Source organism: Pseudomonas corrugata (genome assembly GCF_050920615.1).
GTDB lineage: Bacteria > Pseudomonadota > Gammaproteobacteria > Pseudomonadales > Pseudomonadaceae > Aquipseudomonas > Aquipseudomonas corrugata.
Window position 1 is genome coordinate 4,814,360 of sequence record NZ_CP130434.1, and the last position, 15,032, is coordinate 4,829,391.

Consider the following 15,032-nt stretch of genomic DNA (forward strand, 5'->3'; position numbering starts at 1 on the left):
ATAGCCGGAGGTACCTAGGTCCCGCTTACGAACGAACATCCATCGCCCATTGCATGCCAGGTACAACGTTTCCGGCGCCGAATCCTTATGACTCCGAAGCCAATACCACCCTTACCCGGGAAGACGTCATGAAAAATTTCGAAGATTGGCTCCAGACTGCCTACCATCCAGGCTTCCAGAATGGCTTGGGTAAATCCCCGCAAGAGGCCTGGGATGAAGACCAGGCCAATACCCTTGCCTTCGAACGAAAAAGGTACAGTGAGGAAGACCTTAATCGCCATCTGCTGTGTGTCGCCTACATAAAGCCCAACAATGGCCGGTTGCGCTTCAAAGGCCTCACCTGGACGGGCCCAGCAGTGAGTTATCTGGCCACCCGGTATCCCGGCAAACCCAGGCCGCTGCGGCTGGTGTATGACATTTCCGAGCTGGGCAAGGCCTGGGTCTGCGACCCCAGTTCGCCAAACGAACTGTTCGAAATCATGGCGGTTGATCCCGATTATCAGAATGGTTTGACCCTGCACCTCCATGAAATGATCAAGGTCCGGCTCAGAGCCAGAAAGCAATCACCTAACTACAGTGCGGCACACGAGGCCCGGGTGGCGATATTGCGAGAACTGGCCAGCGCGAAGACCAAAACTTAATGGAAAACGCGGAAACGCGCGGAGGAGCGTGGCGATTTCAATTCGAGGCCGAGTTTGCCCGCGCCTTCCGTGGCTCTGGAGGCTGACAGCAACCGCCGGTATCAATTCCATCCTGATATCCCATCGGATTACGCCAGCGTAGTGACCAAACATTATTGATGAAGCGCAGGCTCAAGCCATGGTCGAATTCAGCGAACAGACCGTGTTCTTCCCAGTTATCAGTTCATGTTAACAACGCACCGAGATAAGCAAACGCCTGCACCTCGCAGGGAGGACTATCTAACATGATCACTATACTCAATGGGTATCGTTTGCGAAGCGAAGTGCCTGCACGTCGCGCCAGTGCAGAATTTGTTTTAGGTTCGCCTCGCCTACTGGACCCTATATCGAGCTATCTGCACCCGACAGCCGCTCAACCTGGGCGCGATGAAGCACTTCGGCACCACGCCTTTCCTTTACGAACAACGCTGTCGCTGGCCAACCTCCATCACTGCCCCTATCCCCCTCAACAGGCCAGCACGCCCCCCAACCTAAATTTGTTTCGTCGGGATAGTTTCGTCTTCGCGGGGGATTTTTCTTGTGATCTCGGACACCGCTGGATCAGCTACCTGCTGGGCGCCCTCGGGATGAAGGTCAGCGTCGAATCGCTGTCGAAATGGGCACCCGACATTCATGTCGACAAACCTTTGGATGGGCTTATGCAAATCGTAATACTGTCCGATACACAGACACGGCTTGTACTCGGGGTACACATTTGCACTAGGTATGTGGTGTACGAATGGGTAATTGGCAAGGTAGAAGCCTTGGCGAATCATCCCAGTGGCCGGCCTGGCCGAGATCGCGCCGGCATCAACAACTATCCGCGGAACGGGCAGACTTCACCCCCAACGAATCAGTTGTCGAGTGCTGGATCATATGGGCTGAAAGGACCGCGTTCCTTCGCTCATAAGCATGGCGGTGCACCTCATCGACCTCAGTAGTCCCTTCTGACGTCGAACTCTCAACCCGTGACCAAAAGAGAAGGCCACTAAGTCTGCCAAACACTCCCCTTTCGTCAGTTCGGACAACCCGAAAAAGCTCAAAAAATATCGAGTGCTTCGTCGGCTTGGAAGGTAATTACTGTATGACCGGACCGTTATGGCTGGAGGTACTTAGGTCCCACTTACGAACGAACAAAGTGCCCCACTAAAAAGTGCCGAGTTGTATGCGCATCCGCCACGTTGTGGTTGAACCCTCAGTATCACAGAGGAGGTCGCACGATGATCATCACGTCCAAGGCAATGAACCTCGACGATGGACCCGTGCGGTCCTGCTTCCAGCGACGTCGGCAAAATTTTCTCGTGGACTTTCCGTCCCGCAAAAATGGCCATTCGATGCAGTGCCATTCAGTTCTGGAGTCTGCGTACTGCATTTGGCTGGAGTATGCCCCCCAAGTCGTAAGGTACTACACGCAACCTCACACCTTTACTTGGATAGATGCGGGGCAACGCTATCGCTATACGCCGGACTTTCTCGTCGTGCTGACGCACGGGGATAGCTACTTCACTGAGGTCAAGCACGATTTCACCAAGCAACGGCAGAGTCGACTGACCAAGCTGGAGAGCTTTCATGCGCTGTGCTTCCAGGAGGGATGGTCCTTTAAACGCCGCGACCAACAACGTCTTACTGGGTCAACCATGTTTCATACCCTGCAAGCGCTCTACAGCCGCTCGAATACTTTCAACGAGCAACGGCAGATGTATTTCTATCACTACTTGCAGCAACGTGTGTGGCCAACGACGCTGGGCGACCTGGTCCAGGACAGCGCCGCACCCGACACCGGAACAATCTGTTACAACCTATTCAAGGGCCGACTGACTGCTGACTTGACCCAACGTTTGACGTTGGACCTGATGGTGGATTGGACACCGCCTGATGAGTAAGTCACCAGATGCGCCTACCGTTGGGTGCCAATACCTCGTCAATGGCCGAATCATGGCGGTCATTCACGTCGATGAGGAGCTGGTGACGCTCAGGGACCTGGAGAGACCGTACACCCGCGCGATGGCCGTCGACGCAATGATGAGCGAGGTGTCTCATCAAACTATTGTGCAGTATGCCCGTCCGCCGGGTGCGGGCTCCAACGCGCTAGCTTTTCTCAACCCACAAGACCCGCAGGTGATTGCCGCCCAGCGCAAATATCGTTACGTCGAAGCCGCGCTCAAGCAACTAGGTGGCGCACTGCCCGTAGAAGCCACCAAGAAGTTGATTAAACAGGTTGCTCTTGAAATGGGCGACCCCTCACCGCCCTGCTATAACTCTTTATATAAATGGACCACGCACTACAAAAAACACAACTGTGATCGCTTCTGCCTACTGAAAGAACAGAGTTACTTACCACGCGGCAAATGCTTGGAAACGGAGGTCGAAGCTATTATTCGGGAAATTATTGCTCAAGAGTATGAAGGTATAACACCACCTACCAGACCTAAAACTATTCATAGTTTTATTCATGGTCAGATCATCCTGATGAACCGCCTCCGCGAGGGCTATTCCACCCGAATACTGAAAACGCCTTCACTGTCTACAGTCCAGAGAAAAATAAAAAAACTGTGTCAATATACGAGCGATCTAGCCCGTCGAGGTGCGGATTATGTAAAGAAATACCACCACTCAAGTGAATTAAGCGACGAACCTCATGAACTGTTGGAACTGGCAGAAATAGACAACCATCTTCTCGATATTGCCATCATCGATGAAAAGGGGAATCTGTTAGGCAAAATTCTTTGGTGGACCGTAATTTTTGAAATCAAAACGCGAAGTGTCATCGGCTGGGAACTGTCAACGACGTACCCCTGCGCAGAAAAAACAATTCGCGCATTGAAAAAGGCATTGCAGGCAGTGCCTGGCGAAGAACGTCGTCGGGGAAAGCCCATCTACCTGCACAGCGACAATGGTGCTGAATTTGTTAATGCGACAATTCGGTATTTTCTGGATCGACTGAATATTATTTTTAATCGAGGCCCACCCTACACCGCCAATGCGCGGGCGCGCATAGAGCGTTTTTTTGAAACATTTGAGCTGTGGTTGCATGAGCAGCCGGGTACCACTATGTCTAGTCCTGCCGAACGTCGGTACTACAACTCGGAAGGCGAAGCGGCGTTTACCATGGCCAGTATGAATCGGCACGCAGAGGATTGGATAGAGAATATCTACCATCAAAGGAGACACCGCACCCTAAACATGCCGCCAGCGGTGGCGTGGGAGCGGGCAATGAAAAACCAACTTCCACCGGAAAAATTTACCGCAGAAGATCTGGATGCGTTGTGCCGAGTTGTTCAATCAGCAACGATCAGCGCTGCCGGGCGAGTACAGTTTTTATGTTTAAGCTGGTATGGACCGGATCTGCAAGAAATCCGATCGAAACTAAAAAAAGGACAATTAGCGATTTGCTATTACAACCCGTTAGATTTAGGTGAGATATGGGTCGCTCACCCCGACACTCCACGCAAACCTGTACGCGCCTACGCCACCAACTCTAAATATCAAAACGGCCTCACCCTGACAGAGCATGATTTGCTGCATAAACAATTTCTCGCCGCAGGACGAGAGTTTGACGACAGTGAAGCCGATGTCGCGTTATTACTGCTTCGACGCCGCATGGCCAAAGAGTACGAGGAATCTCGCCAACTTCGCCATAATGCGCAGTTCGGTAAAAATACCGACTCCAAAGATACTGATGTGGCTAACCCAACCAACACCGCTGTGCAGGAAGAGAGCCCCGTACAAGACAGTGAGCTTCCTATCTTCAAGGTGGACCGCCTATGAGCACCTCCCCTACCGGCATCAATATTGATGAAGCACTGGAAGAGTTGGCCGCCTGTACGATTTGGTACCCAGCCTATCAGGAGGCCATGCGGCTCATTACCAAAAGTATCGACTCTACGCGCGACCGTAAAGACCCCTCGTCAGCCATGTTGATCGGTCCTACTGGCGTTGGAAAAACCAGGTTATGCTTAAAGCTTCAGAAGCAACTGGGTTACAGTCAAAAAGTTATACGCGCAGACTGCGAAAAAACAATAAAACCCTGTGTGTATGTCGAACTACCGGAATCTGCCACGATAAAAAGCTTGTCCATGGTGATGGCCAAAATTCTTGGCGTGGATGTCAGCGACCATCAAAGCATCACTGTTTTGGAAACCCTCATCATCGAGAGACTCATCACAATGGAGGTAAGACTAGTAATTTTTGACGATTTCCACCATGTAGCTGGAAAAGGGTTATCTAAAACCAAGGCGTCATTGTGCAAGTGGATTATTTTACTTCTGAACAAATCCGGTATACCATTTTTGATCTCTGGCACCGATACCGCTGAAGCCACAATAAATACAGTTGAAGAACTAAGTGACCGCTTTCCATATCGCGCCCGCTTGCAGTGGCTGCCTTTGGCTGAGGAGTCAGGCACACCGACACTACTGGGTGTGCTTGCCGCCTTACAACAGGAAATCATCAGATTAGGGTGTTTAACAGACTATATCCACTTAACCGACCCCACCCCCTATAAAGCAATCTATCTCGCCACCGAAGGAAACTTTAGGCGGCTGAGTAATTTGCTGCACGATAGCTTTCGAATAGCACTCCTCAGGGGAGACTATAGCTTAACGATCAACGACTTCGCAGAGGCCGCCGACGACCTGGCGTTTTGCTGCACCCCCAATCACTTCCGCATGACACCCAAGCAATTGAATAGCACATTAAAATCCAAAACCAATAAGATTTTGGCACAGCAAAAATGAGCACTCTATGTTACGTGGGCATCCCCCAACAATGGGAAAGCCCTAAAGGAGTGATGATACGGACTGCGTATCACAATGGGTATTCCACTGTTGCCGCTATGTGCTCGTTTCTCAATGTCCCCTACCATGGAGACGCGCTGGATTTATTAACGGAGCAATCGCCCTTACTCAGTAGGTTAACCATGACAGCGCCGGATCTCGCGCAACAGCTTTCGGCAAATAGCTATACGGTAAAAAATACAGGTGCTGCGATCTGGATCCTCGATGAAATCTCCCTATATCGCTCACAGTTTGCACATCATTTCGCGTACTGCCCCGAGTGTTTACGCAACGAATTGATCACCATTTTTCAAGACGTCCGGGATTTACCTGTCTGCCCTCTGCATCAAACACTCATAGTCACGCATTGTCCTGATTGCCATCAGCGCGAACATTGGACCACAGCAAATCTTCTTTTTTGCAAATGCGGATCCGACAGGCGAAACTCCAAAAGCCTAAGCGGCACAATGATGGAAGCAGATCGACTTCAGACGTTCGGCCCGAATACTGACATTCACAAGCTTTCGCACATGACCTACATCGCACATATTTGTGAGGACATCTGGATCTCTAGAAAGCCCAACGAAGAAAAAAATTCATGCTTTCTTATAGATGCAATTCGTAAGCACGCTTCCAAAATGATTACAGTACAGCTTGCAAATTACCCAGGATTCACACGTTTAATGCATCTTTCGCCATGGCGTTCAACTCACCCACTGCTAATTACGCTCGCAAATGATCTCATCACAGAGCTAGCCCCTAGAAACTCCAACTGCGAAACCGAATCATGCTGCGTTGATGTAGAATTTACGCATCGCGAAATTAAATACTCTGTGACTGGCTGGAGAAAATGGTCACAAAACATTTTCAACCCCAAAAATTTTGAAATATATCGCTATGGCAGAGGAAAGCCCTACTACCATTGTCGAACTCCTATTTGCAGACTGATCCGGTGCGCGCTCGATCGCATGCTTCATATTGAATCCAAATCTAAAAAATTCGCCCTTGACTGCTCAACTATGCAGGAGGCCGCTTCGCTACTTCACTGCAACAGCATTACCGTATTACAACTTACCAAATTAGGCTACCTGCATCGACCTAAAAACGAAAAAACAGGCAGAGGACACACTATATTAATAAGCAAAACTTCCATTGAAAATTTCAATAAAACTTATATATTGCTCAGCAAACTTTCCTACCTCCTAAAAACAACGAAAACGCAAACCACCCGCCAGCTCAACCAACTTGGAGTCGTCAAACACCACAACAAACTAGGACCTCATGTTTATGAACAATCTAAAATCCATTCTATTTGGAAAAAATTGCAGAACGCATTAAACCAACCAGCTCCACTCTTCCCAATAGCATTACCCCCGCCTCGACATATAGACAATACACTTAAGGTAGCCTGGGCGAACACAGCACCAACCGAAGAATTTACGCCTTTCCTCCCTACATCCATCGAACGCCAGGTTACGGGTTTCACAACCAATCAAGCGGCCACCTTCTTAAACATCACTAAGCGCCGCTTAAACCGTCGATTCATTCTGACAGGATTAATTAAACCAGACATTATTGATGAAACCCCATGCTACTCTCTGGCGCACATTCAGATCATGAATATACACCTGCAGCAACACTTGTCTATCGGACAAGTAACTGAAGCACTAAAAATCGGGCGCGACGAGGCTTTTCGCCTAATTAACCTGTCAAAGCTTCGACCCTCTTTCGCACTAGCCTATTCCAATGGAGATATTCAACTACTTTACGACAAACACGACATCCGCAACCTAGAATCAAGTTCACAAACAGGAAAAGAAAGCGAATACAAAACAACAACCAAAACAGACAAAAACTTGCTTGCGCGCCCCACTGAATAGGTCCTGCCATGTTCGCCACTTACATGGCTGTGGGTTATGCCTTCATTGTGAGGCCACCCAAATTCGACAAACTTATTGTGGTTTCTTAATTGTTTCCTCTCTAGAGAAAAATCCTTCCACGAAAAACAATTTTCCCCAACGTGTATTCGCTCTGTTGGAGCCGCTTCTTTTGAACTATACAAGTAACTGTTGCCGCCTCCTACAGCGCCTATCTAGGGCGCAACAGGGAAACTGTGCTCGCAGCGCACGATAATTATACAACTCCAAAACACTCCGCCTTGGCATTCGCTCACCTGTATAGCTGTCGTATCTGGTAGTAAAGCGATGCCCTTTTGCGGGCTCTGTCAGGCATTAGTAGCGATCATGAGCAGAAACGACAGTCTGCAGCATAAACTGACCTCATCAGCCCAAGCCATCGCAACCTGTCGGCTGCTGACCTGTATAAAGATTTTTATCTTCAATTGACTGCAGTCGTACCAATTTTAAGATCAAATGCGGTTTTTTTTTATTTTCATATGACTCACTCGCCGTAAGCTATTGATTGGCAGCGAAGTCGTTTTACGTTCTGTTGGCCGATGAAGACAAGCTGGCGCCGCATCCTGATACTCACCCCATCGCCGCGGCATCTCGCCCCGGTACATTTTGGAGAACATCATGAGCACTCACACATTGAACGGTAAAATCGCCTTGATCCAGGGCGGTTCCCGCGGCATCGGCGCCGCCATCGTCAAGCGTTTGGCCGCAGAAGGCGCCGCAGTGGCCTTCACTTATGTCAGCTCAGCCGCCAAGGCTGAAGAACTGCAGAACAGCATCACGGCAACGGGCGGCAAAGCCCTGGCGATCAAAGCCGACAGCGCCGACGCCGATGCCATCCGCAACGCCGTCGAAGCGACTGCCAAGGCGTTCGGCGGGCTGGACATCCTGGTCAACAACGCTGGCGTCCTGGCGATGGCACCGCTGGACGAGTTCAAGCTTGAGGACTTCGACCAGACTCTGGCCGTCAACGTACGCAGTGTGTTCATCGCCACCCAGGCTGCCGCGCGCCACATGACCGAAGGCGGTCGGGTGATCAACATCGGCAGTACCAACGCCGACCGCATGCCCTTTGCCGGCGGAGCCCCTTACGCCATGAGCAAATCCGCACTGGTGGGCCTGACCAAAGGCCTGGCCCGTGACCTGGGTCCTCGGGGCATCACAGTCAACAACGTACAGCCTGGCCCGGTCGACACAGACATGAACCCGGCCGACGGCGACTTCGCGTCCAGCCTGACTTCACTGATGGCCGTCGGGCGTTACGGCAAGGTCGACGAAATCGCCAGCTTCGTCGCCTACCTGGCAGGCCCGGAAGCGGCCTATATTACCGGCGCCAGCCTGACCATCGACGGTGGTTTCGGGGCTTGATCCGGGCATGAAAAACGCCGGTCAGGGCTTCAACCCTGACCGGCGTTTCGTTGCGTCACAGCCGGTCTTCAGACCCGCTCCAGCTCCGGCAGGCCACAGAGCCCCGGCTGGAACATTTTCAGCGAACGGATGATCCCGTCGGCGTGGGCATATTTTTCATCGGCCATGGCCGGATCCGGGATGGCGATGGCCGTCATGCCCGCCGCCTTCGCGGCCGTGACGCCGAACGGAGAATCCTCGAACACAAGGCAATCAAGAGGATCAACGCCCAGTCGACGGGCCGCTACGAGAAAGATATCCGGTGCAGGTTTGGCCGCCCCCACTTCCGGATCGTCTGCCGTGACGATGAAGTCGAACAGCGCGAACCAGTCCCGGTGCAGGGTGGTTTTCAAGGCGAAGGTATGGCGTGATGAGCTGGTACCTACCGCGATGGGCACGCCACTGGCCTTGAGATGCCGCACCAACTCCTCGGCGCCCGGCATCGCCAGGGCATGGGGGAAACGCTCGCGCATCAGCGGCTCGCGGATCACCAGGAACTCCTCCGCAGTGATCGGTAGCTCCAGCGCCTGGACCACATAGCGTGCCAGATCCCCGGCACCCCGACCGATGATGTTCTGCTTGACGCTCCAGTCGAACGTGCGCCCGTAGCGCTCGGCGATGATGGAAGTGACCTCGGTATAGATGCCCTCGGTGTCCAGCAGCAGCCCATCCATGTCGAAAATCACGGCTTTGATCGGGCCAAACTCTTTCAGCGGTGCATTCATCGCATCTGATCCGTTATCAACACAACATTCCAGGGATGGCTCAGGTGCGACCGAGCAACGTGTTCACCTTAAAGGATTCAGCAGAATAGCGAGAGGGGCCAGGAAGAGGCAACGGGAAATCGTACGAACATCCCGTAAGAGCTGTCGAGCATAGCGAGGCTGCGATCTTTTGATCCTGATCTTCCCAAAACTTGTGAACATAGGGAAAAGATCGCAGCCTCGCTATGCTCGACAGCTCCTACCGGGTTCCATCAGGACGTGGTCATTGGCTTGAGCTGCTGGAACCGCCCGAGCCACTGCCACTGCCGCTGCTACCGGAACCGGTTCCGCTACTGGAGGAATCGCCGCCCATGGTGCTGCTACCGCTGGTGGAGCCGCTTCCGGTGCCGGGGTTCGTGCTGCTGCCGTTGGCGTCGCCACCGTTACCGCCGCTCACGGAACCAGGCGGTAGCGCGTTGCCGTTGGTGTCGGAGGTGCCGCCGGCATCCATCTGTGTGGAGGGTGGCATGCCGCCTTTATCTACGGGAGGGCTGCCGCCCGAAGACTGGGCGACAGCTACCAATGAACTGACTGAAAGAATTCCGGCAAGGGTCAGTGCCGTCATGTTTGACTTCATCATGGTGAGTCTCCTTTTCGAAGTACCTACCTGATGTGGCAACCTGGGCGTGCAGATGGTGCCAGGAAATCGACAGGCGGCCCGGGCCGTCAGCTCGGCTTGCCGGAGGCATCGTCACCGGCGATATCCGGATCATCCGGGCCCGCCTCGACATCATCGTCCTCGCTGGACAGCGGCTCTGCGCCGCTATCGTCATCCGGCGGCCGCTGGTCGCGGTCCAGGGAATTGGTTGGCGAGGGCAGCGGGTATTCCGGGGTTTCGTCTTCGGTCTCGATCAAGGGAACCAGAGCATCATCCATCAGCGAACCGGGGTCTTCATTGCCCGGATCATTGAGGGAAGGCAGACCCGACGAGCCTTTTTCTTCCTTGCCTTCGGTTTCCGGCGTCATGGCACACCTCGCATTGCAAATGGATGTATCAATTCGAGGCGGAGGGACAGTAAACGTTCCGACAAATACCAAGAAAGGAAAAAATCGGCACAAGGCCCAAAAACCGTGGGAGCAAAACTTGCACGCGATAGCGGTAAGTCAGTCAGCAGCAACGTTGACCGACCTGCCGCTATCGCGAGCAAGCTTTGCTCCCACAAGGTTTGCACCGTTTGATCCTTAACTGACTGGCCTCAGGCACAAGGCCGGGCTTCCTCAGTCAGACATCGATTCAACGATGCTTTCTCTTATGCTTGTGCTTCTTGCCGGAATGACCATCGTTGTCATTGGACAGGTTGCTGCCCAACGCACCACCCGCCGCGCCACCGATCCCCGCGCCGATGGTCGAACCGGCGGAACCGCCCAGGCGATTACCGACAATCGAACCACCGGCCGAACCCAGGCCGCCACCAATGGCTGCTTCCGTACGACTGCCCTTGCGAGCCCCCACCGCACTGCCAGCTGCGCCGCCGACACCGGCACCAATCGCAGCGCCTGTGCTGCCGCCCATCTGTTGGCCGACCACATTACCCAATACACCGCCCAGGCCACCGCCGATTGCAGCGGTACCATCGCCAGCCGCCATCACACCTTGGGCAACCACCAACCCAAGCACCAGGGTGGACAAAGTCAAACGCATGATAAAAACCTCAAGAATGCCGCATCGGGAGAGATGGCCGGTGCGCGCGGGCGCGAGTCTACGCCAAACGGCATCAACCATGCTGCTTGGACAACGAACGCAAGGGGAGTTTTATGACAGGCAAAAAAAAGCCCGCTGGGGAAACGGGCAGGTACTGCTTTCTAACGGATGAGCTAAGCCTACGTTCCTGAGTGTGAAAGAAACGTGAAAGACATCGCTCGTAGGAAAAAAAGTAAACGTATCTGCATCGCAGACAAGAATAGTCTGAAGCGAGGGGGAACTCGCCCCAGCCAGGCTGCATAGCGGAGCGTCTTGTGAGTGCCAGGCCCCAAACAGGAGAGGCTCCCTCGCCACAGGCTCATCCAATTTGAATGAACAGTATGTGTCTTCAGTGGCGGGGCTGTGCCGAACTATTTGCGGGCAGGTACCCTGGGCAGGAACTTGGCCTTTTCCCCTCGCTGCACCTTTGCAACCTTCGTCCGGATGGACTTGATCGGTTCGTCGCCAAAATCCGAGCGATACGCCGATTGACCACACTGCAGCCCTTCATTGATCGGATAGGTGGCTTCGCTTTCCTCGCTGTACGTTGCTCCCATCGCCATTCCCCTTTTCATCGAGATCGATACCGGCATCAACCGATTACCTGAACAATATCGACCTTCTCGGCCTTGAGACTAGTCGGTCATCAACAGACCGCACGACCACGCAAGCGCGGCCCGACGAATGGAAACCACTGTTTCAAAAGGGAAACACTCAATCGGCGGCGCGCATCGTCCGGCTTAGAATCCGCGAAACCTGGTCAGCAGAGTAAGGTTTGGACAAGAACTCAAAACCTTCGTGACCGCTATGGGCCAGCTCCTCGCTGTAGCCCGACGTAAGGACCACCGGCAAGTCCTTGCGGCGCTGACGCAGCTCCCGGGCCAGCGCGATGCCACCGATGCCTGGCATGACCACATCGGAAAATATCGCATCGAATGCAGCAGCGTCCGGACCGGCCATTTCCAGCGCGTCCTCGGCGTTGGTCGCCCAGGCGGTTTCGTACCCCAGATCCTGCAGGATCTGGTTGGCAAAACGCCCTACCTCCAGGTTGTCTTCCACGATCAACACTCGGCGCCTGCCCTTTTCCAGTATCAGGTGCGTGGTTTCTTCTCTGGTAGGTTCATGCCGCTTTTCGGCTTCGACTTCCGGCAGGTACAAGGTAAACGCGGTGCCCTCCCCGACAACGGTCGAAACGTCGACATTGCCGCCGGACTGTTTGGCAAAACCGAACACCTGGGACAACCCCAGCCCCGTGCCCTTGCCCACCTCTTTGGTGGTGAAGAAGGGTTCGAAAATGTGTTCGAGGTCTTGCGCGGCAATGCCGGTACCGGTGTCCGCCAGGGTTACCGCGACAAAGGGCTGGCCGGAGCCCGCATGGCCACGAATCGGCGGCATGCCTTCGCCGCAGCTGAGTCGAAGCCACAATGTGCCCTGGCAATTCATGGCATCCCGGGCATTCAAGGCCATGTTGATCAGGGCCGTTTCAAACTGGCTCAGGTCCGCACGTATGAAACAAGGGCGGTCGCACAACTCGACCTTGACCTGCATCCGCGCCCCCGTAATGGTTTCCAGCATGTCTCCCAGACTCTGCACCTGCTTGCCGACATTGATGACTTCCGGTTTCAACGGCTGGCGCCGGGCAAATGCCAGTAGCTGACTGGTCAGCTTGGCGGCACGGTCCACCGTTTCGGACACCGCCGTCATGTAGCGCTGGCGGCGCTCATTGGGTAAATCGGGCATGCGCAGAAAGTCGACGGAGGACCGGATGATCGTCAGCAGGTTGTTGAAATCATGGGCCACACCGCCGGTGAGCTGGCCGATCGCCTCGAGTTTTTGCGACTGACGCAGCGCAGCTTCCGTCTGTTTCAAGCGCATGCTGCGTTCCTCGACCCGCTGCTCAAGCGTTGCATTCAACTCGGCCAGGGCCGCCAGGCCTTCACGCACGGCGGCGTCCGCACGGGCACGCTCGATATGGGCCCAGGATCGCTCGGTGACTTCCTTGAGCAGCGCCAGATCGTAGGCAGACCAGTAACGGGGCTTTTGGTCATGGATCGCCATCAGCGCGGTCAACCGCCCACCCTTGATCAGCGGCACGCAAATGGTCGCCGCGATCCCAAGGAGCTGGAACGTCGCCGCCTCCTGCGGCGCCAGCTCCGCCAGGTTGTCGTTGACCACCAATGCCTTGCCGGCGCGAAGATGAGAGATGGCCAGTCGGCCGAAGTCCGCTAACCGATAGTGCCCGACAATACTGGGCGAACCCGCCCTGGCCCAGTCGCCGCGAATCGTGAAGCCATCTTCATCTTCATCCATGTCGGCATAGGCGCAATTGGACAGGTTCAAGTGCGCCGCCAGAATTCGTGTAGTGGCCGCCATGATGGCCTGCGGATCAGTGACGTTGGCCACAGCAGTACCGATGGCATCCAGCACAGCCAGGCGCTGGTTCATGAACACCGTCGAGGTCGTCTCGGTAACGGTATCCAGCATGCCCACGACCTTGCCGAACTGGTCACGGATGGGGCTGTAGCAGAACGTGAAATAGGCTTGCTCGGGGCCCTCACCGCGTTCGATGACGAGGGGGAAATTCTCGATATAGGTCGCCTGCCCATCGAAGGCAGCCTGCACGATCGGCCCGATCTCGCTCCAGGCTTCCCGCCAGACTTCATCGAACCGCCGCCCCAGTGCATCGGGCTTATTACCGAGAATGGGCACGAAAGCATCGTTGTACAACATGATCAGGTCCGGCCCCCACACAATGGCTTGGGGAAAGTGGGAGGCGAGGCTGAGGGCCACGGTGGTCTTGAGTACATCGGGCCACTGCGCCGGCAACCCAAGGGGCGTACTCGCCCAATCATGGCGCCGCACCCGTTCGGCCATTTCCCCATAGCTTTGCAGCCAGTCTGTCATTGCGTTAGATCCTTCTGCCGCCCATTCAGTCGAGGTACGAAGCGCTCCGGCTTCAGACCGGTGCGTATTATCCCGTTGAGTGTGGGAATGTGCGACGGATTCTGAAGGACAAAACGGATTAAATCGTGGGGGCGTGGCAGAGATGGCTGATAGGCCTACGGTGATGTCCTACATATCTTGGGATAATCGAGTTGGCGCACCGTGAACGGCCAACAAAAAGCTTCGCATACGCCATGGCAACCTCCTACATAACATTGGGAATCGTCTGCCTAATCAACCCCTTGTGTCATTTTTGCCGTGGCGACTATAGTTTTGGCGTCGTCCAGATGGCGACCGGGTTTGGCGACCCGTAGTGGGATGCGAAAGCGCTTGCTTGTTGCAGGCGCTCTTGCATCTGTAGAGTTGTCGTTATGGCAGCTGTACGCGGGAGACCTTCGGGTCTGCCGGCTTCCACTCCGGTTCGCCAACCTGCGTACAGTTGCCACCCATTCGTTTGGCGACGATTGGTGGCGAAACTTACCAGTGGAGCTTACCTATGAACCGCTACATGAGCCTTACCAGCAACGCCGACGACCAACCCTTATACGTCGACACCACCGCCCCGCTCCACGTACTCCTTGACGCAGCGGGCTACCGAATCCGAGCCGTCACCCAGTTCCTGGAAAATATCGCGATGCGTGACGAACGCCCTATCGATCCCACGACACTTCAGGATCTGGCGCAGCTTTGCTGTATATCCCTGCGCGATGGCTGTGATGTGATGGATGTGATTGCACGACGTCTGGATGCAGCACCCGCCGGGTCGGTACTGTAAGGCGTGGACATGCTGGAAACCGAAGCCCCCGACTCGGCTTGAATCAGGGGCTTTCATTTATAACCAGCCAAACCCCTTGGCCATCATCCCGGCC

General features: G+C 54.3%; 13 protein-coding genes. 7 read left to right on the forward strand and 6 right to left on the reverse strand.

Annotated elements, in window-relative coordinates:
* The first annotated feature begins 128 nt into the window (after positions 1 to 128).
* From QZH45_RS21230 to QZH45_RS21255, 6 genes are all read left to right on the forward strand, one after another.
* Positions 129 to 641 (forward strand): hypothetical protein, encoded by a 513-nt coding sequence (locus QZH45_RS21230; RefSeq protein ID WP_432783550.1) that lies wholly within the window; start codon positions 129 to 131, stop codon positions 639 to 641.
* 1,259 nt (positions 642 to 1,900) lie between these two features.
* Positions 1,901 to 2,563, forward strand: a complete 663-nt coding sequence (locus QZH45_RS21235) for a TnsA endonuclease N-terminal domain-containing protein (protein WP_432783551.1) — start codon at positions 1,901 to 1,903, stop codon at positions 2,561 to 2,563.
* The gene (locus QZH45_RS21240) at positions 2,556 to 4,448 is read left to right on the forward strand and encodes a hypothetical protein (protein WP_432783552.1); all 1,893 of its coding nucleotides are present in this window, start codon (positions 2,556 to 2,558) and stop codon (positions 4,446 to 4,448) included. Before QZH45_RS21235 ends, QZH45_RS21240 begins: the two co-directional genes overlap by 8 nt.
* A complete protein-coding gene (locus QZH45_RS21245; RefSeq protein ID WP_432783553.1) occupies positions 4,445 to 5,416 on the forward strand; it encodes a TniB family NTP-binding protein in 972 nt (323 codons plus the stop codon). The genes QZH45_RS21240 and QZH45_RS21245 overlap by 4 nt, the downstream gene beginning before the upstream one ends.
* Positions 5,417 to 5,598: 182 nt before the next feature.
* The gene (locus tag QZH45_RS21250; RefSeq protein WP_432783555.1) at positions 5,599 to 7,335 is read left to right on the forward strand and encodes a hypothetical protein; all 1,737 of its coding nucleotides are present in this window, start codon (positions 5,599 to 5,601) and stop codon (positions 7,333 to 7,335) included.
* A 654-nt stretch (positions 7,336 to 7,989) separates the two neighbouring features.
* Positions 7,990 to 8,736, forward strand: coding sequence for a 3-oxoacyl-ACP reductase family protein (locus tag QZH45_RS21255; protein ID WP_024776840.1), 747 nt, complete (start codon positions 7,990 to 7,992; stop codon positions 8,734 to 8,736).
* Between the two features lie 68 nt (positions 8,737 to 8,804).
* On the opposite strand, the gene QZH45_RS21260 is transcribed toward QZH45_RS21255, so the two are convergent.
* From QZH45_RS21260 to QZH45_RS21285, 6 genes are all read right to left on the reverse strand, one after another.
* Positions 8,805 to 9,500: an HAD-IA family hydrolase gene (locus QZH45_RS21260; protein ID WP_055136247.1), complete on the reverse strand. Its 696-nt coding sequence runs from the start codon at positions 9,498 to 9,500 to the stop codon at positions 8,805 to 8,807.
* A 262-nt stretch (positions 9,501 to 9,762) separates the two neighbouring features.
* A complete protein-coding gene (locus QZH45_RS21265; protein ID WP_055136246.1) occupies positions 9,763 to 10,119 on the reverse strand; it encodes a hypothetical protein in 357 nt (118 codons plus the stop codon).
* 86 nt (positions 10,120 to 10,205) lie between these two features.
* Positions 10,206 to 10,415, reverse strand: coding sequence for a hypothetical protein (locus QZH45_RS21270; RefSeq protein WP_050593779.1), 210 nt, complete (start codon positions 10,413 to 10,415; stop codon positions 10,206 to 10,208).
* A gap of 358 nt (positions 10,416 to 10,773) precedes the next feature.
* Positions 10,774 to 11,181, reverse strand: coding sequence for a glycine zipper domain-containing protein (locus QZH45_RS21275; protein ID WP_024776844.1), 408 nt, complete (start codon positions 11,179 to 11,181; stop codon positions 10,774 to 10,776).
* Between the two features lie 410 nt (positions 11,182 to 11,591).
* On the reverse strand, positions 11,592 to 11,813 hold the full coding sequence (locus QZH45_RS21280) for a hypothetical protein (RefSeq protein ID WP_231995017.1): 222 nt from the start codon (positions 11,811 to 11,813) through the stop codon (positions 11,592 to 11,594).
* A 121-nt stretch (positions 11,814 to 11,934) separates the two neighbouring features.
* Positions 11,935 to 14,124 carry a GAF domain-containing hybrid sensor histidine kinase/response regulator gene (locus tag QZH45_RS21285; protein WP_024776846.1) on the reverse strand — a complete coding sequence of 730 codons (2,190 nt, stop codon included), beginning with the start codon at positions 14,122 to 14,124 and terminating at the stop codon, positions 11,935 to 11,937.
* 535 nt (positions 14,125 to 14,659) lie between these two features.
* Here QZH45_RS21285 and QZH45_RS21290 point away from each other — a divergent pair.
* Positions 14,660 to 14,938 carry a hypothetical protein gene (locus QZH45_RS21290; RefSeq protein ID WP_024776847.1) on the forward strand — a complete coding sequence of 93 codons (279 nt, stop codon included), beginning with the start codon at positions 14,660 to 14,662 and terminating at the stop codon, positions 14,936 to 14,938.
* The last annotated feature ends 94 nt before the right edge of the window (positions 14,939 to 15,032 follow it).